Genomic DNA, 26,343 nt, shown 5'->3' on the forward strand with positions numbered 1-26,343 from the left:
TTCGATAGGGGAGCATCACATGGATTCCAGCCGAGCAGACGTACCCGCCCGATCCGACTCGCAGGACGTGGCCGCAGGCGACGTCATCGAGTCCGAATCCCTGGTCGAAGAGGTCTCGATCGACGGCATGTGCGGCGTCTACTGATGCCGGTCGCCGCGATGGACCTGGACACCGCGTGGGCGCTGCACCCGCAGGTGTCCGTGCGGCCGGAGCCGTTCGGAGCGCTGCTCTACCACTTCGGCACGCGCAAGCTGTCGTTCCTGAAGGACCGTCGACTGCTCAGCGTCGTGCAATCGCTCGACACGCAGCCGACCGTCCGGGCCGCATGTGCGTCGGCGGGCGTGGCCGAGAAGGATCTGCCCACCTACTCCTCGGCGCTGTCCACCCTGGTGGCCTCCTCGATGCTCGTGCAGCGCACGCCCGCGGAGGTAGCGGCATGACGCTGCTCGCACCGCCGACGACTCCGGCACCGTCGGCACCTTCCACACCGCCGGCCCCCAGCCGCCTGGTCGACCTGTTCGAGTACGGCCTGGACGCGCCGATCTGCCTGACCTGGGAGTTGACGTACGCCTGCAACCTGTCGTGCGTGCACTGCCTGTCCAGTTCGGGCAGGCGCGACCCGCGCGAACTGACCACGGCCGAGGCGAAGGCCGTCATCGACGAGTTCGAGCGGATGCAGGTGTTCTATGTGAACATCGGCGGCGGCGAGCCGACGGTGCGGTCCGACTTCTGGGAGCTGCTCGACTACGCCACCGCGCACCACGTCGGGGTCAAGTTCTCCACGAACGGCGTCAAGATCACGCCCGAGGTGGCCACTCGGCTGGCGTCGAACGACTACGTCGACGTGCAGATCTCCCTGGACGGCGCCACCGCCGAGGTGAACGACTTCGTGCGCGGCCCCGGCTCGTACGCGAGGGCGATGACGGCGCTGCAGAACCTCGCCGACGCGGGCATGCAGAACTTCAAGATCTCGGTGGTCTGCACGCGGCAGAACATCCCGCAGCTGGACGAGTTCAAGGCGATCGCCGATACGTACGGCGCACAGTTGCGGCTGACGCGCCTGCGCCCCTCCGGCCGCGGCGCCGACGTGTGGGACGAGCTGCACCCGCTGCCGGCCCAGCAGCGCGAGCTGTACGACTGGCTCGTCGCGCACGGCGACGGCGTGCTGACCGGCGACTCCTTCTTCCACCTCTCCGCGTACGGCGCGGCGCTGCCCGGCCTGAACCTGTGCGGCGCGGGGCGCGTCGTCTGCCTGATCGACCCGGTCGGCGACGTGTACGCCTGCCCGTTCGCCATCCACGAAGAGTTCCTGGCCGGCAACGTGCGGTCGGCGGGCGGTTTCCAGCGGGTGTGGCGCGAATCGGAGCTGTTCCTGCGGCTGCGCGAGCCGCAGTCCGGGGGAGCCTGCACCTCGTGCACGTTCTTCGACACGTGCAAGGGCGGGTGCATGGCGGCGAAGTTCTTCACAGGGCTGCCGCTCGACGGCCCGGATCCGGAGTGCGTGCAGGGCTACGGCGAGGCGGCGCTGACCAAGCTGAAGGACACCGGCCAGTCGCTGCCGAAGTCGCACCTGGACCACTCGCACCGCACCACGAAGCAGTCGAAGTCGGGCGTGCCGATCAACCTGACGACGAAGAAGCGGCCCGTCGCCCTGACGTTGCAACTGAAGCCGCGGTCGGACATCACCCGGCCCCCTGTGAGCGACTGCGCCGAGGATCCGCTGGCCGGCTTCACTCCGGTCGGCTGATCGCAGGCGGCTGAACCTGGCGGCGCTCCGCGCCGCCTTAATGGAAGGGGTGCACGCGATGGGGCGTGTCGAAGGCAAGGTCGCATTCATCACCGGAGCGGCGCGCGGCCAGGGCCGCAGTCACGCCATCCGATTGGCGGTCATCGAGATCAACCAGAAGGGCGTCTGGCAGACCGCCAAGGCGGTCATCCCGCACCTGGTCGAGCAGGGCACGGGCGGGTCGATCATCCTGACCCTTCCGGCGTCGCGACCGACATGATCCTGAACGAGGCGGCGTTCAAGCTGTTCCTGAGCTGAAGGTCGATGCCGGCTACACCCTGAAATAGCGCGCCAGGAACGAGCACCGGAGCGGGCCCCGGAACGAGCACGGGCACGAGCCCGGGAGGAAGGAGGAGGGCGCGTGCCAGGTCGGGTCGAGGGCAAGGTCGCGTTCATCACGGGCGCCGCGCGGGGGCAGGGCCGCAGTCACGCGGTGCGGCTGGCCGAGGAGGGCGCCGACATCATCGCCGTCGACCTGTTGGAGCCGATCCCGCTGGCCCCGTACGCGGCCTCCACGCAGGCGGATCTGGACGAGACGGTGCGGCTGGTGGAGGCGCAGGACCGGCGGATCGTCGCGAGCCGCGCCGACGTGCGCGACTTCGACGGCCTGAACGCGGCCCTCGACGAGGGCGTCGCGCAACTCGGCCGGCTCGACATCGTCTCGGCGAACGCCGGCATCGGCGGGATCACGCCGTCGCCGGCGGAGGAGCTGGCCGAGGACGTGTGGCGCAATGTGATCGACACCAACCTGACGGGCGTGTGGCACACCGTGAAGGCCGCGATCCCGCACGTGAAGGCCGGCGGGCGCGGCGGCTCGATCGTGCTCACCAGCTCCGAGGCGGGCCTGCGCGGCTACCAGAACATCGCCCACTACGTGTCGACCAAGCACGGTGTCGTCGGCCTGATGCGCTCCCTCGCGCTCGAACTGGCGCCGCACATGATCCGCGTCAACTCGCTGCATCCGACGCAGGTGGACACGCCGATGATCCAGAACCAGGAGACCTGGACGCTGTTCACCGGCAAGCCGGACGGCACCCGGGAGGAGTTCGGCGTGGTGTCCGGATCGGCGATCCCGCTACCCATCCCGTGGGTGGAGTCGGTGGACGTCAGCAACGCCCTGCTGTTCCTGGCCTCCGACGAAGCGCGGTACATCACCGGCGTGCCGCTGCCCGTGGACGGCGGCAACCTCCTGCTCTGAAGAAGCGGCGGCCGGCACGAGCAGAACGAGCAGAACGAGCAGAAGCCAGAAGAAGCAGACCGAGCAAGAACAGGAGCACACCATGGCAGGACGGGTGGAAGGCAAGGTCGCCTTCATCACCGGGGCAGCACGCGGGCAGGGCAGGAGTCACGCGGTTCGGCTGGCGCAGGAAGGCGCGGACATCATCGCGATCGATCTGCTGGAGGACATCCCGTACGCGCCGTACGACGCGGCGACGCAGGCGGACCTGGACGAGACGGTGCGGCAGGTCGAGGCGCTCGACCGGCGGATCGTCGCCAGCAGGGCGGACGTGCGCGACTTGGCGGGCCTGAAGGCGGCCGTGGATGCCGGGGTCGCCGAATTCGGGCGCCTGGACATCGTCTCGGCGAACGCGGGCATCTCCGCCGGCATGATGTCGGCCGCCGACCTACCCGAGGACGCCTGGTCGAACATGATCGACACCAACCTGTCGGGCGTCTGGCGTACTGCCAAGGCGGCGATCCCGCACATCAAGGCCGGCGGCCGTGGCGGGTCGATCGTGCTGACGAGCTCGGAAGCCGGCTTGAAGGGCTACCAGAACGTCGCGCACTACGTTTCGGCGAAGCACGGCGTCGTCGGCCTGATGCGCACGCTCGCGCTGGAGCTCGCGCCCGAGATGATCCGCGTGAACAGCCTCCATCCCACACAGGTGGACACGCCGATGATCATGAACGAGGGCACCTACCGGCTGTTCTCGCCGGATGCGGAGCACCCGACCCGCGAGGACTTCGCGCCGACGTCGCAGGCGATGAACGCGCTGCCGATCCCGTGGGTCGAGGCTGTCGACATCAGCAACGCGCTGCTCTGGCTGGTCTCGGACGAGGCCCGCTACGTCACGGGCGTGACCCTGCCGGTCGACGCCGGCGCCTTTCTCGTCTGACGCGCTGCGGCGGGCAGGCCGAGGACCACGAAGAAGAAATCTGAAGAAAGGGAGAAATCACCATGGCAGGACGAGTGGAAGGCAAAGTCGCCTTCGTCACCGGCGCGGCCCGAGGTCAGGGACGCAGCCACGCGCTGCGCCTGGCCGAGGAGGGCGCCGACATCATCGCGGTCGACATCGCGGGGCAGATCGACTCCGTGCCCTACGACATGGCGCGGCCGGACGATCTGGCCGAGACGGTGCGGCAGATCGAGGCGCTCGATCGGCGGATCGTCGCAACGCAGGCGGATGTGCGCGACTTCGGCGCGGTGAAGGCCGCGGTCGATGAGGGGGTCGCTCAGCTCGGCCGGCTGGACATCGTCGCGGCGAATGCGGGCATCTTCAGCTTCGGTTCGCTGGAGGAGCTGACCGATGAGCAGTGGAACGACATGATCGGGGTGAACCTGACCGGCGTCTGGCACGCCGTCAAGGCAGCCATCCCGCACATCAAGGCGGGCGGCCGCGGCGGTTCGATCATCTTGACCAGTTCCACGGCGGGGCTGGAGCCGCTGCCGAACATCGGCCACTACGTCGCCGCGAAGCACGGCGTCGTCGGTCTGATGAAGACCGCGGCGCTGGAGTTGGCGGCGGAGAACATCCGCGTCAACTCGGTGCATCCGACGGCAGTGGACACGGACATGATCCAGAACTCCGCCACCTGGGAGCTGTTCATGCCCGACCTGGCGCCGGAGGACCGCACGAGGGAGATCGCCGGCCAGCGTTTCGGCGCCCTGAACGCGCTGCCGATCCCGTGGGTCGAGGCGCGCGATATCAGCAATGCCGTGCTGTTCCTGGCCTCTGACGAGGCGCGCTACATCACCGGTGTCACCCTGCCGGTGGACGCCGGCGAGCTGATCAAGTAGCGAATCCGATCGAACCACCGAGCAACAGATCGAAGCAGATGGAGGCATCGTGAGCGACGTGACGCGGCAGACCGGCACGGGGCGGGTCCCGGTCGACGACGCGCGGCGTCGCATCACGGGGCGGCTGGTCGGCCGCGAGCGGGAGCTGGAACTCGCGCTCGCCGCCGTCGGCTCCGGGCGCGACCTAGTGCTGGAGGGGCCGCCCGGCACCAGCAAGACGACCATGCTGCAGGCGATCACCGCCGAGTGGGGCATCCCGCTCGTCTTCGTGGAGGGCAACGCCGACCTGACGCCGTCCCGGCTGGTCGGGCACCACAATCCGGCCCGGGTGCTGCGCGAGGACTACAGCGCCGACACGTTCGAGGACGGGCCGCTGGTTGCGGCGATGCGCTCCGGCGGGTTCCTCTACATCGAGGAGTTCAACCGCGCACCGGAGGACACCCTGAACACGCTGCTGACGGCGATGGCCGACCGGCGCATCGCCGTGCCCCGGGTCGGGTCGATCGAGGCGGCACCCAGCTTCCGGGTGGTCGCGTCGATGAATCCGTACGACAACGTGGGCACCACCCGGCTGTCCACCTCCGTCAGCGACCGGCTGAACCGCATCGTCATCGGGTACCAGGACGAGGACGACGAGCGCGGCATCGTCGCGCTGCGCAGCGGCCTGAGCGGGGCGACCGGGGAGCGCATCATCGGCGACGCCGTGGCCGTGACCCGCGCCACCCGCGACCACGAGGACGTGCGGCAGGGCAGCAGCGTGCGCGGGGCGATCGACTGCACGCTGATCGCGAGCGAGCTGCTGACCCTGCGGGGAGTGCCCGGCGTGCCGGGCGCACCCGGCACTCCTGACCAACACGATGAGCGATATCCGGAGACGTTCTTCGACGCGATGCTCGTGGCGCTGTCCGGCCGCATCCACCTGGACGAGGCGGCCGGGACGACGCCGGAGCGCGTGCTGCGGCAGATCTGGGAGGACCGGTTCATCCTGGATCCCGCTCGCGCCGAGCCGGGTTGAAGAGCCGTGGACGCTGATTCGCCCCTGCAGCGGCGCGTGGACAGGGCGGAGCGCTCGCCGCTGAAGCGCCGGCCCAAGCAGTTGGATGCGCCGCCGACGGTGTTCGAGGCCGGCTCCGGCTCCGGTGGGCCGGCGGTCAAGCCCGGCGACGGGACCGGCACGGATGCGCGGCAGCGGCCATCCGGCGCGAGTGCCGGCTTCACCGACGACGAAGCGGCGCTGGCGGCGGCGGAGCAGGAGGCGCTGACCGTCGACCCGCTGGTGCGGGCACGTGCCCGGGAGATCGCCCGGCGGCTGGCAGTGCCGCGGCCGCGGGCGCAGCCCTCCGGCCGGCGCGGCGTCGGGGAGCTGGTGAGCGTGCGTTATCGGGGCGGCAGCGACGACATCGATCTGGACGCGACGCTCGAGATGCTCGCCGAGCGGCCCGTGCCCGACGAGGAGGACATCATCGTGCGCGAGCGGGTGCGCCCGCCGAGGTCGGTCGTGCTGCTCGTCGACGTCTCCGGCTCGATGAAGGGCGAGCGCATCCGCACCGCGGCGGCGACGGTGGGCGCGCTCGCGGCCGAGCTGGAGCAGGACGCGCTCGGCGTGATCGCGTTCTGGTCGGACGCCGCCGTGCTGCTGCGGCTGGGGCAGCCGATCCGGCCGCTCGAACTGCTGGACGCGATGCTGCGTGTCCCAGCGCGGGGGCTGACGAACGTGGCGTTTCCGCTGGAACTTGCGGCGCAGCAGTTGGCGGGCGTGCCCGACCGCGGCGCCCGCGTCGTGCTGCTCTCGGACTGCGTCCACAACGCCGGGCCCGATCCGCGGCCCTTCGCCGGTCGCCTGCCGCGGCTCGACGTGCTGCTCGACACCACCGGGGAGAAGGACGTGGACCTGGGGCGCCAGCTCGCCCGCATCGGCCGGGGCGCCTTTCGGCCGGTCGGCTCGTTCACCGCGGTCGCACCGGCGCTCACCGCGATCTTCACGCCGTGACTTCACCACCGATCACCACTCAACCCCGACTCTCATTCAGCACAGTGGCACCCGGTGTCATAATCGCGTACCGGGTCGACGTCGAACACCGGACGAAGGAGCATGGTCATGGCACGGAACGCGTGGTTCGAAACGGTCGCCGAGGCGCAGCGGCGCGCCAAGCGGCAGTTGCCCAGCTCGGTCTACGGGGCACTCGTCGCCGGATCGGAGCGCGGCTTGACCATCGACGACAACATCGCCGCGTTCTCGGAGTTGGGCTTCGCTCCGCACGTCGCCGGCCACAAGGCCGACCGCGACCTGTCGACGACGGTGCTCGGCATCCCCACCTCGATGCCGGTGCTGATCTCGCCCACCGGCGTGCAGGCGGTGCACCCGGACGGCGAGGTGGCGGTCGCCCGCGCCGCGAAGAACCGCGGCGTGATCATGGGCCTCAGCTCGTTCGCCTCCAAGCCGGTGGAGGAGGTGGCGGCGGCCAACGAGAACACCTTCTTCCAGCTGTACTGGACCGGCACCCGCGACGTGATGGTGCAGCGGATGAACCGGGCGCGGAACGCGGGCGCGAAGGCGCTGATCGCCACGCTGGACTGGTCGTTCTCCAACGGCCGCGACTGGGGCAGCCCCTCCATCCCCGAGAAGCTCGACCTGAAGACCGCGATCCGCTTCGCGCCGAACGTGCTGCCGCATCCGGCCTGGCTGCTGCGGTTTGCGCGCAGCTTCTCCATCCCCGACCTGACCACCCCGAACCTGAAGCAGCCGGGCCAGGACGCCCCCACCTTCTTCGGCGCCTACGGGGAGTGGATGCAGACTCCGCCGCCCACCTGGCAGGACGTGCAGTGGCTGCGGCAGGAGTGGGGCGGCAAGTTCGTGCTGAAGGGCGTCACCCGCGTGGACGACGCCAAGCGGGCCGTCGATGCGGGGGTTGACGCGATCTCGGTGTCGAACCACGGCGGCAACAACCTGGACACCACGCCCGGCACCATCCGGGCGCTGCCGGCGGTGGCGGAGGCGGTCGGGGACCAGATCGAGGTGCTGCTGGACGGCGGCGTGCGCCGCGGCGGCGACGTGGCCAAGGCGCTCGCCCTGGGCGCCCGCGCGGTGATGATCGGCCGCGCGTACCTGTGGGGCCTTGCGGCGAACGGGCAGGCCGGCGTGGAGAACGTGCTGGACATCCTGCGCGGCGGCCTCGACTCCGCGGTCCTCGGGCTGGGGCACTCCAACGTGCACGAGTTCTCGCCTGAGGACCTCGTGATCCCCGGCGGCTTCGCGCGCACGCTCGGCGCGTCGACCGGGATCGAGGCACCGACGACGCCGACTCCGGCGACCGCGCCGCGCACCAAAGACCCCATCGGCTGACGGTGACCTCCGCGGCGCCCGCGTCCGTCGACCGCGACCTGGGCCGCACGACCTGGCCGGAGGTGCCGGCCGGGTCGCTGGTGCTGGTGCCGGTCGGTTCCACCGAGCAGCACGGTCCGCACCTGCCGGTGTCGACCGACACGGTGATCGCGGTCGCCGTCGCCGACGGCGTCGCGGCCGCGCTGCCGGCCCCGGTGCTGGTGACGCCGCCGATCGCGTTCGCGGCCAGCGGTGAGCACGCTGGGTTCCCGGGCACCGTCTCCATCGGCGCCGAGGTGCTGCAGGCGGTGCTGGTCGAGACGATCCGGTCGCTGTCCCTGTGGGCGGCGCGCATCGTGCTCGTGAACGGGCACGGCGGCAACGTGCCCACGGTGTCGAGGGTCGTCGCGCAGATGCGGTCGGAGGGGCACGCGGTCTCGTGGGTCCCATGCGCCGTGCCGGGCGGCGACGCGCATGCCGGCCGCACCGAGACGTCGCTGCTGCTGCACCTCGATCCCTCCGCGGTCCGGCTGGACGAGGCGACGGCGGGGGACGTGCGGCCCATCGAGCAGCTGCTGCCGCAGTTGGTCGCCGCCGGGGTGCGCGCCGTGTCGCCGTCCGGCGTGCTGGGCGACCCGGCGGGTGCGACCCCTGCGGAGGGGCGGGAGCTGCTGGCCGCGATGATCGCCGGCGCGGTGGATGCCCTCGGGGCTGGAGCGGCCCGGTGACGCTGCCTGCGGGGTTCGCGGTGCGGCTCGCCCGGCGCACGCGGGTGGTCGACGGCGGTCGGGCGCTCGTGGGCGGGCATCCGACCCGTGTGCTGCACCTGAAGCCCGCGGCGCTGTCGCTGCTGCGGGGCGGCGTCGTCCGCGTCGGCTCGCCGGCCGCCGCGGCGCTCGCGGACCGCCTGCTGGACACCGGCATGGCCGACCCGGTGCTGGACTCGCTGCCCGACCGCACCGATCCCGTCACCGACGCGGTCACGGTGGTCGTCCCGGTGCGGGACCGGCCGGCCGAGTTGCGCCGACTGCTCGCCTCCGTCCCTGAAGGCCTCCCCGTGATCGTCGTCGACGACGCCTCCCGGGACCCGGCGGCCGTGGCGGCGGTGGCCGCCGCCGCCGGTGCGCGCCTCATCCCGCTGACGGCGAACGTGGGGCCGGGCGGTGCGCGGAACGCCGGGCTCGCGGTCGTCACGACGCCGGTGACCGCCTTCGTCGACTCCGACATCGTGCTGCGCCCCGACACGATCGGCCTGCTGCTCAAGCACTTCGCCGACCCGAAGGTCGCCATGGCGGTGCCGCGCATCGTCGGCCTGGACGGCACGGCCACGTGGATCGGCCGCTACGAGGACACCTGCTCCGCGCTCGACCTGGGCGAGGAACCCGCGACGGTCCGTCCGCTGTCGCCGGTCTCCTGGGCCTCCACCGCCTGCGTCGTCGCCCGCACCGAGGCGCTGCAGGCCGGCTTCGACGCGGGTATGCGCGTGGGGGAGGACGTGGACCTCGGCTGGCGGCTGATCGACGCCGGATGGCGCGTGCGCTACGAGCCGGCGGCCCGGGCGGGTCACGACCACCGTGTACGGTTCGCCGACTGGCTCGGTCGGCGCTTCGTCTACGGCACGGCGGCCGCTCCGCTCGCCGCCCGCCACCCCGACGCCGTGAGCCCGGCCGTACTCGCGCCGTGGAGTACAGCGGTGCTGCTGGCCCTGCTGGCGCAACGGCGCTGGTCGCTGCCGCTCGCCGCGGCCGTGAGTGTCGGCGCGGCGCTCCGCATCCGTGCCCGGCTGGTGCGCAACGACCAGCCGCTGCGACTCGCGGCCTGGCTGACGGGCAACGGGCTGCTCGCCGCCACCACGCAGGGCATGGCGCTGCTGCTGCGGCACTGGTGGCCGCTCGCCGCGCTGGGCTGCCTGGTCTCAGGCCGGATGCGGCGCGCGGTGCTCGCGGCGGCCGTGGTGGACGTGGCCGTGGAGTACCGGCGCGACCGTGCACGGCTGGATCCGCTGCGCTACGGGCTGCTGCGCCGCCTGGACGACCTGGCCTACGGCGCCGGCGTCTGGTGGTCCGCCATCCGGGGCCGCTCCGTGCGGGCGCTGCTGCCGGACATCCGCTCCGGCCGCGCCCGCTGACCCTGCACTATGGGTCGCATGGCCGAGCAGGAGCAGGATTCCCGGCAGGACTCGCAGCAGGAGTCGCGGCAGGGAGCTCAGCCCGACGCCGCGCAGGAGCCCGAGCAGAGCGGCAACGAGTCGCTCGTCACGGTCGTGCTCGCCTTCGCGGCGAACGTCGCGATCGCGATCGCCAAATCGGTCGCGGCGCTGATCACGGGCTCCGCCTCGATGGTCGCCGAGGCGGCGCACTCGTGGGCGGACAGCGGCAACGAGGTGTTCCTGTTCATCGCCGCCCGGCGCTCCTCCGCGGCGCCCGACAGCGCCCATCCGCTCGGCTTCGGCCGCGACACGTACGTGTGGTCGCTGTTCGCGGCCTTCGGCCTGTTCACGGTCGGCGCGGTGCTGTCCGTACAGCACGGCATCAGCGAGCTGGGGGAGCGCGGACCGGCCGAGGAGCCCGTGGTCGCCTACATCGTGCTCGGGCTCAGCTTCGTGCTGGAGGGCGTCTCGTTCCTGCGGGCACTCGGCCAGGTGCGCCGGGCTGCCGCCGCGGCCGACCGCGACCCGCTGCACCACGTGCTGCACACCTCCGACCCCACCGTACGGGCGGTGTTCTTCGAGGACTTGGCGGCCCTCGTCGGCATCGTGATCGCGGTCACGGGCATCCTGCTGCACCAGCTGACGGGATCGGGCGTCTGGGACGCGGCGGGCTCGATCGGCGTCGGCCTGGTGCTCGGCGTCGTGGCGGTGCTGCTGATCCAGCTGAACCGCCGCTTCCTGATCGGCGAGGCGGTGGACACCGGCATCCGGCAGGCGGCCATCCAGCTGCTGACCGACCACGCGGAGGTGACCCGGGTCACCTACCTGCACATCGAATACGTGGGCCCGGGCCGGGTCTTCGTCGTCGCCGCGGTCGACCTGGCGGGCGACGCCCCGGAGCACACGGTCGCGGAGCGGCTGCACGACCTCGCGGAGCAGCTGCAGGCGCGCCCCCACATCGTGCGCGCCGTCCTGACCCTCTCGCGCGCCACCGACCCCACCCTCACCCCCGCCTGAGCGCGCCCACCCCGCCGTCTGGACAGCAGGACCAGGTCCCGTCAGCAGGCCCGTGGTCGACCAGCAGCCTGCTGTCGGGACCCCGTCCTGCTGACGTGCTGGGGTTGGGGCGGGCGGAGGGGGATGGGCGAGCGCGGATGCGGCCCGATCTGGGGGGAGAGGACGCAGGGGGTCCGGCCGTACGCTGCCGCGCACCGCGGCATGCGGTGGGGGATCCCCGCTGTGCCGCTCGAACCGACCCAGGAGGTCACCGTGGTCTTGTCGTCCTTCCGACCCGCACGCACGCTGCTGCTGCTCGTGGCCGGGCTGGCGTTGCTCGGGACGGTGCTGTTCTTCTCCTGGCCGGCCGGAATCGTGCTGGGCCTCACCGGCGGTGTCGCCGCGGTGATCATGATCGGCCACACCATGGCGCGGCAGGCCGCGGCCGAGCCGCACGACGGCCACCTGGACCTGACACCGAGCGTCGAGGTGGCGCTGCGTGACGACGTGCGACGCCTGCGCCGCTCGCTCGGCGACGACTATGCCGACTTCGTGCGCGCCGCGGTGTTGGTCGTCGGCTCCCAGTGGGCGTCGGTGGCGGCGCTGCAACGGGGCCTCGGCATCCAGCAGGACCGTGCTCGCCGGCTGCTGTCGGCACTGGAGGACGAAGGATTCGTCGGGGCGCTGACCGGCACCCATGCGCGCGACGTGCTGATCGCCCAGGAGGACGTCCCTCAGCTGGAGCGCCTGCTCGTCCGCTGACCGCATCGGCCCTTCAGCACACTTCGCTCACCTCGGCGAACATCGCGCGACCAGACCCCGGCGCCCGCATACCGACTCGGTAACGACGCGCCGGTCCATGGCGTTCTCGTAGCCCGCTCCCCGGTCGTCCACCCCTGCCAGGGGCGACACTGGATACCTCGTCGGCGGTTCCCTCCGTTCGACTGCAGCGACGGTGCCCACATGCTGCAGAGCGCAGCCCTCCGCCGAACGGACGGCGCAGCGGCTGTGCGTCGGCGCGCGCATGCGGGGCAGCGCTGGACACAGCGCATGGAAGAAGACAGCGCATGGAAGAAGGATGAGATGGCCGAGGTGCTTCGCCGCCGAAGTGGTGCTGCGATGGCGCTCGTGATCGGGTTCGTCGCGGTGGTGGCCCTGATGTATCTGTTCTGGCCGGCCGGAGTCGCCCTGGGGCTGATCGGCGGCGTGGTCGTGGTTTTCCGCCTGGGCCTCGGCATGCAGCAGGATGCGGCCACCGACGCGGTCGTGGGCGCGACGCCTCTGATCGCTGCGGCGGACGAGGACGCCGATGTGCGCGCCGAGCTGCAGTCGCTGAAGGACCGCCTGGGCGACGGGTACCCCGACTTCGCGCGGGCGGCGACCCTGGTCGTCGACACGCAGTACGCCTCCGCCTCCCGTCTGCAACGCGACCTGCACGTCCCCTACGCCCGCGCCCGGCGCCTGCTGACGGACCTGGAGTCGCAGCGGTTCGTGGGACCGGCCACCGGGCCGGTCGCCCGCCAGGTGCTGCTGTCCCGCGACCACCTGTCCGACCTGGAACGGCTGCTCGCCGAAGCCTGACCAGCTTCAGGGCTCTGCACCGCCGAGCAGCGTGCGCGTTAGCTGCTCGCCGTCGGCCAGCAACGCGGCGAGCGCGGCAGACAGGTCGGCGTCGGTCACGTCCCTGTCCTGCCAGGCGGCGTCCATCGCGACCCGGCGCATCAGTTCCTTGGCGAAGGAGGCGGTCGTGCCCGCCGCCTGCTCGGCGGCCGCTGCGACCGCGCCTTCGGAGAGCGGCAGGCGCCGCCCGTAGAGCGCGAACAGTCGTGCCCGCTCGGCGGCGCCCGGCCGCTCGATCTGCACCGCCAGGTCGACCCGACCCGGCCGCTGCGTGAGCGCCCGCTCCAGATGGTCGACGCGGTTCGTCGTCATCACGAAGGCGACGTCGGCGTCCCCGCCGATCCCGTCGAGCGCGTCCAGCACCTCGAACAGCAGGCCGTCGGAGCGCCCCAGGTCGCGATCCTCGGCGATCAGGTCGATGTCCTCCAGCACGACGATCGCGGGCTGCAGGGCCCGCGCGATGTCGACCGCGGCGCTGACGAAGCGCAGGTTCGCGCCGGACAGCAGCACCACGGTGCTGCCGGTCGCGGCCCCGACCAGGTGCCGGACGGTCAGCGTCTTGCCGGTGCCGGGCGGTCCGTAGAGCAGCACCCCGCGCTTCAGGTGGGCTCCCAGGTCGGCCAGGCGGGCGCGATGCTCGCCGATACCGAGCACGTGCCGCCGGATGCGGTCGAGCACACCCGGAGCGAGCACCACCTCCGCCTCGGGGACCGCCTCGCGGGCGAGGAAGACCGCGCCGGCGGAGGCGTCGTCGAACGCCCCGCCCGCGAACGTGAGCACCTGGCCGCGCAGCACGCTGCGTTCGCGCATGCGCCGCCGCACCTCGTCCACCAGTCGCGCCGCGACGGCGGTGTCGCCGCACAGGATCTCCAGCTGCGCCTGGTCGCGGCCCCACTGGCGGGCGGGCAGCCGCTGCAGTACCGCCACCGGCTCACCCTCGAAGTGGAAGAGCCGAACAGCGGACGAGAGGACGCGCCGGGTGGTGCCGGGGCCGCTGGCGATCAGCGCCACATCCACCGGTCCGGGGGTGAACGACGCGTGTTGGTGCCGCAGCAGTGCCACGAACGGCTCGTTGTCGCCCGTGCTCAACCCTGCGATCCCGAACACCTCGCCCTGCACGCTCAGCTCGGTCAGCGCGATGTCCGCGTCGACGAGGCGGACGGTATCCACGCGCTCGGTGACCGTCGGCAGCTCGTCGACGGGCCGGCCGAGGAACCGCAGCACACGCTCGCCTAGCGGCGTCAGGATCTGCTCGTTCGGCGCCAGCGCCCGCATCGCATCGATGAACTCGCGGAAGCTGCGGGCGAACGCGACCTGCTCGGCGTCGGCCGGGCGAGTATCGGGCTGCGGGGATGCGGGCGGGGGAGCGGAGGGAGCGCGCAGCGCGGGTGGCTCCGGCGGCGCGATGTCCGCCCGATTCTCCACCTCCGCCTCCGCCTCCTCCGTCTCCTCCAGGAACGCCACGGCACGGTCGCGGAACGAGCGGGCGGTCGGCGCGTTGAAGTGGTTCCGGTCGGCGATCTCGAAGAACTCGCCGCGCGGCGCGGACTCGGCCAGGGCGCGAGACGCCGGCAGGATGCGGTCGGCGCTGCCGGTGGCGAACAGGATCGGCTGCAGCGGAGGATTCGCCCGATCGGGCTGCGGGCTGCCGCGCATCCCCTCGACCAGGGCGATCAACGCCGGCAGGTCGTTGCCGGCGATGGTGGAGGCCATCGTCAGGTAGGCGTCGGTGAGGCGGTCGTCCACGGCCGTGCCGTCGGCGACGAAGGCGCGTGCCTGATCGACCCGGAACCGCGTGAGCGGGTCGCCGTCGGGGATGCCGCCGAAGACGGCGCGCCGGACGCGGTGCGGGCTCTCGAGCGCCAGGTGCCAGCCCACCCGGGCGCCCAGGGAATAGCCGACGAAGCCGACGTCGTCCAGCAGGTAGGTGTCGAGCACCGTCTGCACGTCCGCCACCAGCGTTGCCATCGTGTACGCGGCGGGGTCGTGCGGCTTGCCGCTGCGACCGTGCCCGCGCTGGTCGAACGCGACCACGCGGTAGCCGGCGCGGGTCAGCTCGCGGATCCATCCGGTCGCGGCGAAGTTGGCGTAGGCGGAGGAGGCGAAGCCGTGCACCGCGACCACGGTCGGGCCGTCCGCGTCGCCGGTGTCGTACGTGGCGAGCTGCAGCCCGTCGGTCGCGAGCACGGTCCTCGGTTCGGGCAGGGCGGCGAGCAGGGCCATGCCGCGATTCTGCCGCCCCGAACCGTCGGACGGCGAGCCGTCAGATGCCGAAGCGGCGGACCACGAGCAGGATCGCGACCGCGCCGGCCAGCAGGATCGCGAACACACTCCCGAGCAGGCTGAGCACCGGCAGCCATGCCGCCGACACGGCGATCGGGGCTGTCTCGGCCTGCACGCGCGGCGCCGCGACCTGCGCTCCGGTGCCCGTTCCGGAGCTGTTCGCTCCGGAGATGCCTTCGCCGGGCGTGTTCGAGGCGGCCGGGGCGGATGCGACCGTCCCGAGAGGCACGGTCCCGACGGGTACGACACCCGAGCCGGCGGCGCCGCCGATCGCCGAAGGGCTCGGCGTGCCGCCGGTGTCCACCAGATTGCTGCCCGCCGCGGTGCCGTCACCGACCCGGGTGATGGCGACGACGGTCGACAGGTATGCGGTGCCCGGGTCGACGTCGGCGAAGGTGACCGACCGCGTGCCCGCAGCGACGATGCGCTCGGCGGACGACACCTCCGCACCGCTGCGGGTCACCCGGATGCGGTAGCCGATGACCGGCGTACCGCCGTTCGACGCCGGCGCAGCCCAGGACACTCGAAGGCCCGGCACCCCGCCCGGCAGCACGAGCGCCAGACGTACCGTGCGCGGTGCGGACGCCGCGACCGGCGGCTGCGTCCAGGTCGGTCCGACGTCCGTGAACCCGGCGGCGAGGCGGGCATCATCGCCCACCTGCGGCACCAGCACACTGCCGGGCCGAACACCGGTGAAGACCGCGCTGGTCGAGGTGGTGCGCACGGTCAGTACCCGCCCTGCCCCGCCACCCGTCCCTCCGGCTGACCCGCTCACACGCGCCACGGCGGTGTAGACGGTGCCGACAGGGACGTCGGACGGGGCATCCCAGCTGAGGCGCACCGTCGTGGCCGACAGCCCCTGCCATCGCACGTTCTGCACCGGAAGCGGGACCGAGGCGGTCGGTGCCGGTGCAGCCGACGGCGGGTCGGAGGAAGCGGGCGCGGGATCGTCCGCGAAGGCGGCCAGCGGGGCGAACACGCCCGCGATCGACACTCCCGCGACCAGCGCGAGCACCACGCCACTCACCAGCGCGCGTGGAATCGCGCGTGGAGTCACTGCGCCCGTACGCAACGCGCGCACACGAACTGCGCCCACGCGAGCACCGGCGCGCAACCTGCCGCCCACCACCATCGCCTCCGTGCCCGGGTTCGCACGCACCGGCCGGGTCGAGGGGGACCGGTGTCAATACGAACGGTAGGTCACCGTCCCGACAAGAACCAGGGCGCAGGACTCCTGGATCGACCGATCCGGGTCACGGTTGCGTAACGCGCTCGAAACGAACGGTCGGCGAGCGCCGACCTCGCACCCGGCGAAGAATTTTGGTAACGGATTGGTCACCGCCGATCCGTGGCGCACCGCCATCGCGCCCGACGCTTCGTACGATGGAGCCAGTGACCGGACCAGCACGACCCAGCCCCCGCTCACGCTCCGTCCGCCCAGTCTCGGCCGCCTCAGGCCTGCTGGGCATGCTCGCGGTCGCGGTGATCGCGGGCGTCATGGTGACGGTCGGCGTGGCGCCCGCCGTCGCGCTCACCGGCGTGACCGCCAGCCGAGGCGTGGGCCTGTTCGAGAGCCTGCCGAGCGACCTCAAGCTGGCGCAGCTCGACCAGAAGACCGAGCTGTATGCCAAGTCCGGCACGAAGAACGTGCTGATCGGATCGTTCTACACGCAGAACCGCGAGGTGGTCGGCGAGGACGGCATCTCCCAGATCGTCAAGAACGCGGCAGTCGCAGGCGAGGATGCACGGTTCTACCAGCATGGTGGTGTGGATCCGATGGGTATCGCGCGAGCGGCCCTGCGCGACCTGGCCGGCAAACCGCTGCAGGGTGCGTCCACGATCACGCAGCAGTACGTGAAGAACGTGTGCATCCAGGAGGCCGAGCGGCTGCCGACCCAGAAGGCGATCACGAAGGCCTATTACCAGTGCGTGGACCCGACAGCGGGCCGCAAGGTGCGCGAGATCCGATATGCGATCGGCCTGGAGAAGCGGTACAGCAAGGCGCAGATCCTGCTCGGCTATCTCAACATCGCCGGCTTCGGCGGACGCGTCTACGGGATTCAGGCTGCAGCGAACTACTACTTCAACAAGGAGGCGAAGGATCTCACGATCACGCAGGCAGCGGCGCTCGTCGCGATCGTGAACAATCCGACGAAGTTGCGGCTGGACGACCCGAAGAACCTGGCGGCGAACACGAGCAGGCGCAATTACGTCATCACCGCCGAGTATCAGCAGCACATGATCACCGCGGCGCAGCGGGATGAGGCGCTCGCGTCCACCACCAAGGTCACACTCACGCCACCCAAGACCGGCTGCTCGGCGGCGGGGGCGGCCGGGTTCTTCTGCTCCTATGTGCAGCAGATCCTGCTCAGCAACAAGGCCTTCGGCAAAACCGACGCCGACCGTCAGCAGAACGTCGAGACCGCGGGTTGGAAAGTGTATTCGACGCTCAACCTCGACCTCGAGAAGAAGGCGAAGAAGGTCCTGAACACGTATGTGCCCGCGAAGTCGAACGGCTTCCCGAACCTCGGCGGCTCATCCGTATCGGTCGAGGTCGGCACCGGGCGGATCGTCTCGATGGTCGAGAACAAGAAGTACGATCCGGTCAGTTCTGAACACGGGACTGCAGCATCCCTGAATTACGGGGTCGACAGCAAGTACTCCGGAGGCGGCGGATTCCAGCCCGGGTCGACGTTCAAACTCTTCACCCTCTTGCAATGGCTGAAGACCGGCCACGGGCTGAATGCCGCCATCCCGGTAGCTGCACGGACGTACGACAAATCGCAGTTCAGCACATGCGGCGAGCCCTACGGAACCGGGCCCTACCCGGTGGCCAACGACGAACTCGGCGAGAAGGGCTCGCGGACGGTTCTGGCGGCGACGGCGGCGTCCATCAACAACGCCTTCATGTCGATGGCGCTGAAGCTCGACCTCTGTGACATCAGGGACATGGCGGCAGCGTTCGACGTCCATCCAGCCGGCGGCGGCAAACTCACGCCGCGACCATCGATGGTCATCGGGGCTTCCGATCTGATCTCTCCGCTCACCATGACGACGGCGTATGCCGGCATGGGGAATCAGGGGAAGACCTGTACTGCGATCGCGATCGACAGGGTGATCGACAGGGCAGGCAATTCGATCGCGGTACCGAAGACGTCGTGCAAGCAGTCCGTGGACAAGCAGGTCGCCATCGCGGCCGCCTACGCGTTGCGCGGAGTGATCACCAGCGGAACCGCTGCCGGTGATCAGACCTCCGACGGGATCTACGAGTTCGGTAAGACGGGTACGACGGACAACGCGAAGCAGACGTGGTTCGTCGCCACCACGAACAAGGTCGCGACGGGTGTCTGGATCGGCAACATCAAGGGCGACGTGGATATGTACCACAACTTCAGCCTCCCGTACTGCCCGGTGAAGGGCTCGAATCAGGCATCCCTCGAACGGCACTGCGTGTGGCGAGGCATCCAGACCGAGGTCAACAAGATCTATGGCGGCGCGACGAGCTGGCCGCAGCCCGAGCCGCAGTACCTGGGTGGCGGGGGAAGCTTCGCTCCCACCCCGAACGACCCGTCGAATGACGGGACGGTCCCGACCGTGACCGGGCAGAGCGAGGGTTCGGCGATCGCTGCGATCACCGGCCAGGGCATGAGCTACGTGATCGCAGGCGCCGTGAAGTCGGGCAAGCCGCGCGGCACCATCGTCAGGCAGTCGCCGTCGGGCGGCTCGAAGGCGAACGGCCACGTGACGGTGACCATCTACCCCAGCCGCGGCTGACCCGCGGGAACAGCAACCGCGCACGGGCGATTGCACCGCGCATGAGTGTGCTCGCAGTCACCGGTTCCTCCGGCGCCGTCGGCGGTGCCGTCGCGCGGGCCCTCGGGTCCGCCGTCGATCGGCTGGTGCTGCGCGATCCGGCGAAGGCGCCCGCGCTAGCCGGAGCCTCGCCCGCGGTCGTCACGGCCGCGTACGGCGACCACGTCGCCTCCGTCGCCGCCCTGACCGGCGTCGACCTGCTCTTCATGGTGTCGGGCGCGGAGGCGCCGGACCGTCGGGCGCAGCACCGCGACTTCATCGCCGCCGCCGCCGAGGCCGGCGTGCAGCACATCGTCTACACGAGCTTCAGCGGTGCCGCGCCGGACGCCGTGTTCACCCTGGGCCGCGACCATTTCGACGCCGAGCAGGCGATCCGCGACAGCGGCATGACCTTCACCCTGCTGCGCGACCAGCTGTACAGCGACTTCTTCCCCCTGCTCGCGGACGATGAAGGTGTGATCCGCGGGCCCGCGGGCTCCGGCCGGGTGGCAGGCGTCGCGCGGGCGGACGTCGCGGATGCCGCGGCCGCGGTGCTGCGCGACTCGGCCGCGCACGCCGGCGCGGTCTACACCCTCACGGGCCCGGAGGCGATCACCCTGACCGAGGCGGCAGCGAGGATGTCCGCGGCGCTCGGCCGGCCCTTCTCGTTCGTCGACCAGACCGAGGACGAGGCGTATGCCTCGCGCCGCGTGTTCACCACGGAGCAGTGGCAGTTGGACGCCTGGGTCAGCACCTACACCGCGATCCGCGACGGCACCGCGAGCGCGGTCTCCGCCGACGTCCCGCGCCTCACCGGCCACCCCGCCCGGATGCTGGAGCAGGCGATCCGCCCACCCGCAGCCTGAAGCGCGCGCACGTCCAGGTCACACCGCGCGGGCCTGCTCGGCGGCATCGGTGGCGCGGTCGGCCTCGCGGCGGGCGGCGCGCAGCGTTGTGCGGGCCGCGTCCAGGTCGTCCTCCGCCGCGTCGGCGGCCGCCTCCGCTGCGCCCAGCCGACGACGCAGGTCGGCCACCTGCCGGCGCAGGTCGTCGGCAGCCGCGAGCCGATTCGCCGAGGTCTGCTCCGCTTCGGCCACCGCCGTCTCGGCCTGCGCCAGTTCCTGCCGTGCGGCCTCCGCCTGTTGATCGGCCTGCCGGGCCAGCTCCTCGGCCCGGCGCCGCTCCGCCGACACCCGCATGGGCGCCGCTGGCGCGGACGGAGTCGCCGCCGCGGGAGAGTCCGCGTCGACCGCGACCGCACCGGCGACATCGGCGGGCTCGATCCCATCCGCCGACACTCCACGGACCAGCCGGCCGGAGCGCACTGCGGACGCCGCGGCACCGTCGAGCACCGCGGCGGTCAGGGTGCGCTCCACCTCGTCGAGCACCGACTGACCCGGCGCGCGATCCCCGCCGAGCGCCGCGGCGCGCTGGACCAGCTCGGCGACCAGGTGGCGGCGGTCGGCGGCGAGCGTTCGCAGCAGGGCGGCATCGCCCTCGTCCTGCGCCGCGCGCAGGCGGTCGCCCAGCGCGACGAGCGCCTCCACGCCCGCCTCGCGGACCACCGCGTTCACGAGTGCCGCCGCGGCGGTCGGGCGAGCCAGTCTTCCGACGGCGTCGGCAAGCGGACGGTCCCCGCCGTCGCGGATCTCCCGGACGCGGGCCGTCCGCTCGGCGATGAAGCCGGCTGCCGGGAGCGCATACAGCTCGTCGGCGATGGCGCGCAGGCGGGCTGCGGGGTCGGTCGGGGCCGCTGCTGCGCTCATCGTCACCGATTCTCGCGGTTCGCATTCGGCCTGCGCGGCACGCCGTGCAATGGCCGAAACGCGGCGCGGCGACGACGGCAGAGTGACACCACCCGATCCGACCGCGACCCCGACGGGGTTCGCGACGGAACGCGGGTTCACGAAGGAGGCGCTCGATGCGGATCCGCCCACTCGTCCTGACCGCCGCGATCGCCGCCGCGTTCGGGCTGATCGTCCCCACGGCGACCGCCGCCCTGGCCCAGCCGCCCTCGGGCGCGACCGCACCCGCCGCGGTGATCGACCGCAGCAGCCGCGGCGCCGTCGCCCATGAGTACCGGGCGCACTACGCCCCGGCGATGCGCGTGCCCATCGGCTGGACCGGATCGATCGCCGGCTGCCGCGCCGGCACCGACTCGGCCGCTCAGGCCGCCGCGACCCAGTCGGCGATCAACTTCGCCCGTCGCCTGGCCGGCCTCAGTCCCGCCACGCTGCGTGACTCCTACTCGGCCAAGGCGCAGCAGGCGGCGCTCGTGTACGCCGCGAACCGCGCCCTGACGCACAGCATCCCGTCGTCCTGGAAGTGCTTCACGAAAGCCGCGAAGCAAGCGGGGGCATCGTCGGACATCGCGCTCGGCGTGGCGGGAGCGAAGGCGATCGGCGCGTACCTGGGCGATGCCGGCGACAACAACCGCGTCGCCGGGCACCGGCGCTGGATCCTCTACCCGTCCGCGCGCGTGTTCGGCAGCGGATCCACCGCCACCTCGAACGCGCTGTGGGTGCTGGGAGACCGGGCGGCCGCGGGGCACTACCGGGATCCGGCATGGGTGGCGTGGCCGAGCGCCGGCTACTTCCCGAGCCAGCTGGAACCGGCCGGCCGCTGGTCGCTGACGAGCGACCGGTACGGCGACGACTTCCGCGCCGCGACCGTGACGGTCACCACGGCGACCGGAACCGTCCTGCCCGTGCACCTGGAGAAACCGGTCACCGGCTACGGCAACGCGACCCTGGTCTGGGAGATCCGCGCCCCGGTGAAGCCCGCGTCGTGGCACACCCGGTCCATCACCGTGCAGGTGTCGAACATCCACCGCGGGACGACCGTGCTCGGCCACCGCTACACGGTGCGGCTGTTCAACCCGATGGCACTGAAGCCCGCCACGGCGGCCACCGTGACCGGCACCGCGACGGTCGGCTCGACACTGACGGCGGTACCCGGCCGCTTCTCGCCCGCCGCCACCGGCTTCGGCTACCAGTGGTATCGGGGCGCGACCGCGATCGCCGGAGCTACCCAGGCGACCTACACGCCCGTACCGGAGGACGCCGGGCAACCCCTGAAGGTGAAGGTCACCGGCATGCGGACCCACTACCGCGTCGCGGGATCCATCGCGCTCACGGCCGTCGTGCAGCCGTAAGCCGCAGCCGCAGACCCGCCGGGTACCCGACGGACTCACAGCCAGGTCAGGGCCGACGGATACCGCTCGTGCGGCTTCGTCCGGGGCGTGTCGGTCAGGCTGGGGTCCTCGAACAAGCCGGAGCCCCCATGACCGCCACCCGAGCACAGCAGCGCGATCCGGATCCCGACCCGCTGCGGCCCGCGCCACTGCTGCCCGTCGCCCTCCGCCCGGGGTTCTCCCTCGGGCAGGGTGTCGCCGCACTCGTGATGGCGGTCGGAATGTTCCTGCTGCTCGGTTCCGACGCCCGCGTGCAGCCACTCGGCGTCGTACTGCTCACCGCAGGGATCGTTGCGCTCGCCGCCGTCGAGACCGTCCGGGTGATGCGTCGCCGCGCGCTGCTGCGCGCGAACTAGGCGGCCCCCGCTCGCCGCGGCACCGCGCAGCGCCGGCCGAGCCCTCCCGCCGCCTCCGCCGTCCATGAAGATGGCGGAGTGCCCCTGATCCCGACGCCGATCACCGCCCGGTTCCTCACCGCCGGGCCGCTCACCGCCGCCGTGCGCGCCCCGCAGCGCACGGCGCTGCTGCAGGTGGCCAAGACCGGCGCCGCGGTCGCACTGTCGTGGTTCATCGCCGGGGCCGCACTGCGGGTGGAGCTGCCGATCTTCGGCGCCATCGCCGCACTGCTCGTGGTGCAACCGAGCGTGAACCAGTCGTTCGGCCGGGCCGTGGAGCGGAGTCTCGGAGTGATCGCCGGCGTGCTCGTGGCGCTCGGTCTGTCCCTGCTCTTCGGCCGACCGGGATGGCTGCTGCTCGTCGCGGTGCTCGTCGTCCTGCTCGGCGCTTGGGCTGTGCGACTCAACCCCGCCGCAGCCAACCAGGCCGCGATCAGCGCCCTGCTCGTACTGGCCCTGGGCGCGACGACCCCGCAGTACGCCCTCGACCGGATTCTGGAAACCCTGATCGGCGCCGTCATCGGTGTGGTGATCAACCTGGCGATCGCACCGCCGGTGCTGCTGGTCCCCGCGCACCGCGCCTCCGCCCGCCTGGCCGGCGAACTGGCCGACGCGCTGGACCGCCTCGCGGGGGCCTTCGCGGCGACTCCTCCGCCCGGCGACCTGCTGACGCAGGCGCGCTCGCTGCGGCAGGGGAGCCACGCTGCGAAGACCGCGCTGCAAGCGGGCCGAGACAGCCTGACGTTCAACCCGCGGCGCCGGCGGCTGGACGAGAAGCTGCGGGCGGACGACGACCTCTATGCGCGGCTGGAACCGATCGTCACGCAGGTCATCGGGATGACCCGCACCGTGCACGACCACGGCGTGACGGCGCTCGCCGACGGTCCGCTCGGCGCCCGGATCGCCGAGGAATGTCGGCGGGCCGCCCACGATCTGCGGCTGCTGGCCGACCGGGCGCCGGGAGCGTCCGCGCCGCCGGCCGCCGATCTGAGCCTGACCAGCCCGATCGCGGTCCTCGACGTACCGCCAGCGGAGTGGGTGGTGGCAGGAGCGCTTCTGGAGGATCTGCGCCGTGTCCGCGAGGAGATCGTCGCCGATACGCCCTGATCAGGGACGTGTTCAGGGGCGGGTTCAGCCCGTCCCGGAGGAGGGTGTGGGCACGACCAGGCCGCTCTCGTACGCGACGATCACGGCCTGCGCCCGGTCGCGCAGCCCGAGTTTGCCGAGCACGCGGCTGACGTGCGTCTTCACGGTCTGCTCGGCGATGGTCAGCACGGCGGCGATCTCGGTGTTGCTGCGGCCCCGGGCGACCTCCACCAGCACCTCGCGTTCCCGTTGGGTCAGCGACGCCAGCGCCGGTGGCGGTGCCGTGCGCTGTTCGGGTGTCGTGGCGACCCGTTCGAGCAGGCGGCGGGTGACGCTCGGCGCGAGCAGGGCGTCACCGCGGTGAACGACCCGCACCGCCGCCACCAGGTCGGCGGGCGGGGCGTCCTTCAGCAGGAACCCGCTGGCTCCGGCTCGGATCGCCTCCAGCACGTACTCGTCGATGTCGAACGTCGTCAGCATCACGACGCGCGTCGCCGAGCCGGGCACGGCCAGGATCTGCCGCGCCGCCGCCAATCCGTCGAGCACCGGCATGCGCACGTCCATCAGCACGACGTCCGGAGTCGTCTCTGCGGTCAGCGCGACCGCCTGCTCGCCGTTCTCCGCCTCGCCGACCACCTGGATGTCGGGCTGGGCCGTGAGGAGCGCCGCGAAGCCGGCGCGCACCATCCCCTGGTCGTCCGCGATCAGCACCCGGATGGTCATCGCAGCGCTCCAGGGCGGGCGGCGGTGTCCTGCAGCGGACCGCCGGTGAGCGGATGCAGGGGCAGTACCGCGTGCACGGCGAACCCCCCGTCGGCCGTCGCGGCCGCGGTGACGGAGCCGCCGACGCTGGCTGCCCGCTCGCGCATGCCGATCAGGCCGTGTCCGATATCGGTGCTCGGCGCAGCGTGGGCGGCGGGTGTCGTCGCCGGCCGCTCGTTCCGCACGTCGACGGTCACGCAGTCGCCGTCGCGGATGCAGGCGACCTGCACCGCAGCGCCGGGAGCGTGCCGGATCGCGTTGCTGAGCGCCTCCTGCACGATGCGATAGACGGCGAGCCCGGTCACATCGGCCATCTGGGCGTCCGGGTTCTGCGGCGCTTGGAGCGACACGACCATGCCGGCTCGCTCCGCCTGCGCCATCAGGTCGGGCAGGTCGGTGAAGCCCGGCTGCGGAGTGCGGGGCGCGGCGTCGTCGCCGTCGCGCAGCACGCCGAGCAGTCCGCGCATCTCGTCGAGTGCCTGCCGCGACAGTTCGCCGAGCTGCTCGAACTCGGCGATCGCCTGCTCCCCGAAGTCCGGGTGCCGGAACCGTGCGGTCGTCGACTGCACGGTGATGATCGACATGCTGTGCGCGATCACGTCGTGCAGTTCCCGCGCGATGCGCGCCCGCTCCTCCATGAGCACCCGGCGCGAGGCCTCGCCGGCACTGACCTGGCGCTCGCGGATCAGCAGGGCGCGGATGCGATGCCACTGCGCCAGCACGACCGCCACGGCGATGGCGGCGCCGGCGACGCCGCCGAAGATCACGACGTTCACCGCGGGCGCTCCGGCGTCTTCGGGCCGCAGCACGGCGGCGAGCACCGCGGACGCCCCTATCGCGGTGAGCCAGTAGAGCAGGGTGAGCGGCACGCTGGCGAGCAGGCCGACGACGAAGAACACCGTGGTCTGGGTGACGATCGTGATGACCCACCACGGCCAGGGCGAGGAGGTGCCGGAGGTCAATGCCTGCAGTGTCGCCGCCGCGCCGATGGACAGCACCGCGGCCAGGTTCGGCCGCACCACGGCCAGCGGGACGCAGCCGGCGTGCACCAGTGCCAGGCCGAACACGACAGCGACCGGCAGCCCGTAGGCGCCGGCACCCATGGGCGTCTCGATGAACAGCAGCGTGACGCCGGCGAGCATCGCCACGACGATTCCGGCGGCCCGCAGGTGCACGCGGCCGAACACGGACAGGACGCGAGGAATCACACTCCCTCCTGCGCGCTGGAGCTCGGAGCAACCCGGGCGGTCGCGGAAGCGGCGTGGTCGTCGATCCGCACCGAGACCCGCAGGCCGTCGGGGCCGGCCACCACGCTCACGTCCTCGAGCGATGCTGCGACGGCATCGGCCTGCAACACCCCGTGGCCGAGGGTGCCGATCACGCCCAGGGTCGCGCAGCCGGCCGCGCGCCCCGCCTGCAGTCCCGCGGCGGCGTCCTCGACGACCAGGCAGTTCCGCGGCGCGAAGCCGAGTCGGGCGGCGGCAGCCAGGTAGGGGGCCGGGTCGGGCTTGCCGCGCTCCGTGTCCGAGGCCGTCACGAGTACGCCTGGTCGGATGTCGACGACGCTGAGCCGCGCTGCGGCGAGGGGCGCGCTGCACGAGGTCACGACCGCCCATCGGTCGGCGGGCAGCGATGCGAGCAGCTGCGGCACGCCCGCCAGGCGGACGATGCCGGCGGTGTCGGCCACCTCGGTCGCCTCGATGTCGGCGAACGCGGCATCGACCTGCGCTGCGGGCAGGTGTTCCCGCACGATGTCGCGGGCGGGACGACCCTGCTGCGCCGGGGGAGTGGCGAAGTGCACGCCCCACCGCTCCGCCCAGGTGGCCCAGGACCGCTCCACCGCCGGGGTGGAGTCGATCAGGGTGCCGTCCATGTCGAAGAGCACTGCCTGCACGCTGAAGGTGTGGACGGTGTGAATACGGGTGGTCTCGTCGGGCAC

The 26,343-nt window shown here is 72.0% G+C and carries 25 protein-coding genes and 1 pseudogene; 20 read left to right on the forward strand and 6 right to left on the reverse strand.

Annotated elements, in window-relative coordinates; translation table 11 throughout:
• Positions 1-19 precede the first annotated feature (19 nt).
• The 15 genes and pseudogenes from mftA to ACFE7H_RS06595 all read left to right on the forward strand — a co-directional run bounded on the left by mftA (position 20) and on the right by ACFE7H_RS06595 (position 12,854).
• Entirely contained in the window at positions 20-145 is a 126-nt protein-coding gene (gene mftA / locus ACFE7H_RS06525; RefSeq protein ID WP_375400416.1) for a mycofactocin precursor MftA, read from the forward strand.
• A complete protein-coding gene (gene mftB, locus ACFE7H_RS06530) occupies positions 145-441 on the forward strand; it encodes a mycofactocin biosynthesis chaperone MftB (protein ID WP_375400417.1) in 297 nt (98 codons plus the stop codon). Before mftA ends, mftB begins: the two co-directional genes overlap by 1 nt.
• Positions 438-1,748 (forward strand): mycofactocin radical SAM maturase, encoded by a 1,311-nt coding sequence (gene mftC, locus ACFE7H_RS06535; RefSeq protein WP_375400418.1) that lies wholly within the window; start codon positions 438-440, stop codon positions 1,746-1,748. The genes mftB and mftC overlap by 4 nt, the downstream gene beginning before the upstream one ends.
• 58 nt (positions 1,749-1,806) lie before the next feature.
• Positions 1,807-1,887, forward strand: a pseudogene (locus ACFE7H_RS06540) (2-hydroxycyclohexanecarboxyl-CoA dehydrogenase); the annotation flags it as partial.
• Between the two features lie 261 nt (positions 1,888-2,148).
• Entirely contained in the window at positions 2,149-2,985 is an 837-nt protein-coding gene (locus tag ACFE7H_RS06545; protein ID WP_375400419.1) for a mycofactocin-coupled SDR family oxidoreductase, read from the forward strand.
• Between the two features lie 82 nt (positions 2,986-3,067).
• A complete protein-coding gene (locus tag ACFE7H_RS06550; RefSeq protein ID WP_375400420.1) occupies positions 3,068-3,904 on the forward strand; it encodes a mycofactocin-coupled SDR family oxidoreductase in 837 nt (278 codons plus the stop codon).
• A 62-nt stretch (positions 3,905-3,966) separates the two neighbouring features.
• Positions 3,967-4,806 (forward strand): mycofactocin-coupled SDR family oxidoreductase, encoded by an 840-nt coding sequence (locus tag ACFE7H_RS06555; protein WP_375400421.1) that lies wholly within the window; start codon positions 3,967-3,969, stop codon positions 4,804-4,806.
• A 49-nt stretch (positions 4,807-4,855) separates the two neighbouring features.
• Entirely contained in the window at positions 4,856-5,821 is a 966-nt protein-coding gene (locus ACFE7H_RS06560) for an AAA family ATPase (protein WP_375400422.1), read from the forward strand.
• 6 nt (positions 5,822-5,827) lie between these two features.
• Positions 5,828-6,796 (forward strand): VWA domain-containing protein, encoded by a 969-nt coding sequence (locus ACFE7H_RS06565; protein WP_375400423.1) that lies wholly within the window; start codon positions 5,828-5,830, stop codon positions 6,794-6,796.
• A gap of 108 nt (positions 6,797-6,904) precedes the next feature.
• Positions 6,905-8,149: a pre-mycofactocin synthase MftD gene (mftD, locus tag ACFE7H_RS06570; RefSeq protein WP_375400424.1), complete on the forward strand. Its 1,245-nt coding sequence runs from the start codon at positions 6,905-6,907 to the stop codon at positions 8,147-8,149.
• A gap of 2 nt (positions 8,150-8,151) precedes the next feature.
• Positions 8,152-8,856, forward strand: coding sequence for a mycofactocin biosynthesis peptidyl-dipeptidase MftE (mftE, locus tag ACFE7H_RS06575; RefSeq protein WP_375400425.1), 705 nt, complete (start codon positions 8,152-8,154; stop codon positions 8,854-8,856).
• Positions 8,853-10,256, forward strand: a complete 1,404-nt coding sequence (gene mftF, locus ACFE7H_RS06580) for a mycofactocin biosynthesis glycosyltransferase MftF (protein ID WP_375400426.1) — start codon at positions 8,853-8,855, stop codon at positions 10,254-10,256. Before mftE ends, mftF begins: the two co-directional genes overlap by 4 nt.
• A gap of 18 nt (positions 10,257-10,274) precedes the next feature.
• Entirely contained in the window at positions 10,275-11,294 is a 1,020-nt protein-coding gene (locus ACFE7H_RS06585; protein ID WP_375400427.1) for a cation diffusion facilitator family transporter, read from the forward strand.
• Positions 11,295-11,546: 252 nt separating this feature from the next.
• A complete protein-coding gene (locus tag ACFE7H_RS06590; RefSeq protein ID WP_375400428.1) occupies positions 11,547-12,035 on the forward strand; it encodes a DNA translocase FtsK in 489 nt (162 codons plus the stop codon).
• A 321-nt stretch (positions 12,036-12,356) separates the two neighbouring features.
• A complete protein-coding gene (locus ACFE7H_RS06595; RefSeq protein WP_375400429.1) occupies positions 12,357-12,854 on the forward strand; it encodes a DNA translocase FtsK in 498 nt (165 codons plus the stop codon).
• A gap of 6 nt (positions 12,855-12,860) precedes the next feature.
• Here the strand turns inward: ACFE7H_RS06595 and ACFE7H_RS06600 are convergent, their stop codons facing one another.
• Positions 12,861-15,116: an alpha/beta fold hydrolase gene (locus ACFE7H_RS06600; RefSeq protein WP_375400430.1), complete on the reverse strand. Its 2,256-nt coding sequence runs from the start codon at positions 15,114-15,116 to the stop codon at positions 12,861-12,863.
• Between the two features lie 40 nt (positions 15,117-15,156).
• Entirely contained in the window at positions 15,157-16,194 is a 1,038-nt protein-coding gene (locus ACFE7H_RS06605; protein WP_375400431.1) for a fibronectin type III domain-containing protein, read from the reverse strand.
• Positions 16,195-16,568: 374 nt separating this feature from the next.
• Between ACFE7H_RS06605 and ACFE7H_RS06610 the strand changes: the two genes are divergently transcribed.
• Positions 16,569-18,950: a transglycosylase domain-containing protein gene (locus tag ACFE7H_RS06610; RefSeq protein ID WP_375400432.1), complete on the forward strand. Its 2,382-nt coding sequence runs from the start codon at positions 16,569-16,571 to the stop codon at positions 18,948-18,950.
• Positions 18,951-18,991: 41 nt separating this feature from the next.
• Positions 18,992-19,834 carry an NAD(P)H-binding protein gene (locus tag ACFE7H_RS06615; protein WP_375400433.1) on the forward strand — a complete coding sequence of 281 codons (843 nt, stop codon included), beginning with the start codon at positions 18,992-18,994 and terminating at the stop codon, positions 19,832-19,834.
• An 18-nt stretch (positions 19,835-19,852) separates the two neighbouring features.
• On the opposite strand, the gene ACFE7H_RS06620 is transcribed toward ACFE7H_RS06615, so the two are convergent.
• On the reverse strand, positions 19,853-20,734 hold the full coding sequence (locus ACFE7H_RS06620; protein WP_375400434.1) for a transposase: 882 nt from the start codon (positions 20,732-20,734) through the stop codon (positions 19,853-19,855).
• Positions 20,735-20,889: 155 nt separating this feature from the next.
• Between ACFE7H_RS06620 and ACFE7H_RS06625 the strand changes: the two genes are divergently transcribed.
• The 3 genes from ACFE7H_RS06625 to ACFE7H_RS06635 all read left to right on the forward strand — a co-directional run bounded on the left by ACFE7H_RS06625 (position 20,890) and on the right by ACFE7H_RS06635 (position 23,663).
• Positions 20,890-22,122 carry a CAP domain-containing protein gene (locus ACFE7H_RS06625; RefSeq protein WP_375400435.1) on the forward strand — a complete coding sequence of 411 codons (1,233 nt, stop codon included), beginning with the start codon at positions 20,890-20,892 and terminating at the stop codon, positions 22,120-22,122.
• A 128-nt stretch (positions 22,123-22,250) separates the two neighbouring features.
• Positions 22,251-22,517 (forward strand): hypothetical protein, encoded by a 267-nt coding sequence (locus ACFE7H_RS06630; protein ID WP_375400436.1) that lies wholly within the window; start codon positions 22,251-22,253, stop codon positions 22,515-22,517.
• 78 nt (positions 22,518-22,595) lie between these two features.
• Positions 22,596-23,663, forward strand: coding sequence for an aromatic acid exporter family protein (locus ACFE7H_RS06635; protein ID WP_375400437.1), 1,068 nt, complete (start codon positions 22,596-22,598; stop codon positions 23,661-23,663).
• A gap of 24 nt (positions 23,664-23,687) precedes the next feature.
• Here the strand turns inward: ACFE7H_RS06635 and ACFE7H_RS06640 are convergent, their stop codons facing one another.
• The 3 genes from ACFE7H_RS06640 to ACFE7H_RS06650 are packed head-to-tail and all read right to left on the reverse strand — an operon-like array spanning position 23,688 to position 26,343.
• Positions 23,688-24,365 (reverse strand): response regulator, encoded by a 678-nt coding sequence (locus ACFE7H_RS06640; protein WP_375400438.1) that lies wholly within the window; start codon positions 24,363-24,365, stop codon positions 23,688-23,690.
• On the reverse strand, positions 24,362-25,612 hold the full coding sequence (locus tag ACFE7H_RS06645) for a sensor histidine kinase (protein WP_375400439.1): 1,251 nt from the start codon (positions 25,610-25,612) through the stop codon (positions 24,362-24,364). Before ACFE7H_RS06645 ends, ACFE7H_RS06640 begins: the two co-directional genes overlap by 4 nt.
• Positions 25,609-26,343 (reverse strand): HAD-IA family hydrolase, encoded by a 735-nt coding sequence (locus ACFE7H_RS06650; protein WP_375400440.1) that lies wholly within the window; start codon positions 26,341-26,343, stop codon positions 25,609-25,611. Before ACFE7H_RS06650 ends, ACFE7H_RS06645 begins: the two co-directional genes overlap by 4 nt.

The organism is uncultured Amnibacterium sp., from assembly GCF_964250715.1.
Lineage (GTDB): Bacteria > Actinomycetota > Actinomycetes > Actinomycetales > Microbacteriaceae > Amnibacterium.

Bases quoted from the DNA above. Each gene is read 5' to 3' on its own strand.
- mftA (WP_375400416.1), top strand. From the start codon at position 20: ATGGATTCCAGCCGAGCAGACGTACCCGCCCGATCCGACTCGCAGGAC.
- mftB (WP_375400417.1), top strand. From the start codon at position 145: ATGCCGGTCGCCGCGATGGACCTGGACACCGCGTGGGCGCTGCACCCG.
- mftC (WP_375400418.1), top strand. From the start codon at position 438: ATGACGCTGCTCGCACCGCCGACGACTCCGGCACCGTCGGCACCTTCC.
- ACFE7H_RS06550 (WP_375400420.1), top strand. From the start codon at position 3,068: ATGGCAGGACGGGTGGAAGGCAAGGTCGCCTTCATCACCGGGGCAGCA.
- ACFE7H_RS06555 (WP_375400421.1), top strand. From the start codon at position 3,967: ATGGCAGGACGAGTGGAAGGCAAAGTCGCCTTCGTCACCGGCGCGGCC.
- mftD (WP_375400424.1), top strand. From the start codon at position 6,905: ATGGCACGGAACGCGTGGTTCGAAACGGTCGCCGAGGCGCAGCGGCGC.
- ACFE7H_RS06585 (WP_375400427.1), top strand. From the start codon at position 10,275: ATGGCCGAGCAGGAGCAGGATTCCCGGCAGGACTCGCAGCAGGAGTCG.
- ACFE7H_RS06595 (WP_375400429.1), top strand. From the start codon at position 12,357: ATGGCCGAGGTGCTTCGCCGCCGAAGTGGTGCTGCGATGGCGCTCGTG.
- ACFE7H_RS06600 (WP_375400430.1), bottom strand. From the start codon at position 15,116: ATGGCCCTGCTCGCCGCCCTGCCCGAACCGAGGACCGTGCTCGCGACC.
- ACFE7H_RS06615 (WP_375400433.1), top strand. From the start codon at position 18,992: ATGAGTGTGCTCGCAGTCACCGGTTCCTCCGGCGCCGTCGGCGGTGCC.
- ACFE7H_RS06620 (WP_375400434.1), bottom strand. From the start codon at position 20,734: ATGAGCGCAGCAGCGGCCCCGACCGACCCCGCAGCCCGCCTGCGCGCC.
- ACFE7H_RS06625 (WP_375400435.1), top strand. From the start codon at position 20,890: ATGCGGATCCGCCCACTCGTCCTGACCGCCGCGATCGCCGCCGCGTTC.
- ACFE7H_RS06630 (WP_375400436.1), top strand. From the start codon at position 22,251: ATGACCGCCACCCGAGCACAGCAGCGCGATCCGGATCCCGACCCGCTG.
- ACFE7H_RS06640 (WP_375400438.1), bottom strand. From the start codon at position 24,365: ATGACCATCCGGGTGCTGATCGCGGACGACCAGGGGATGGTGCGCGCC.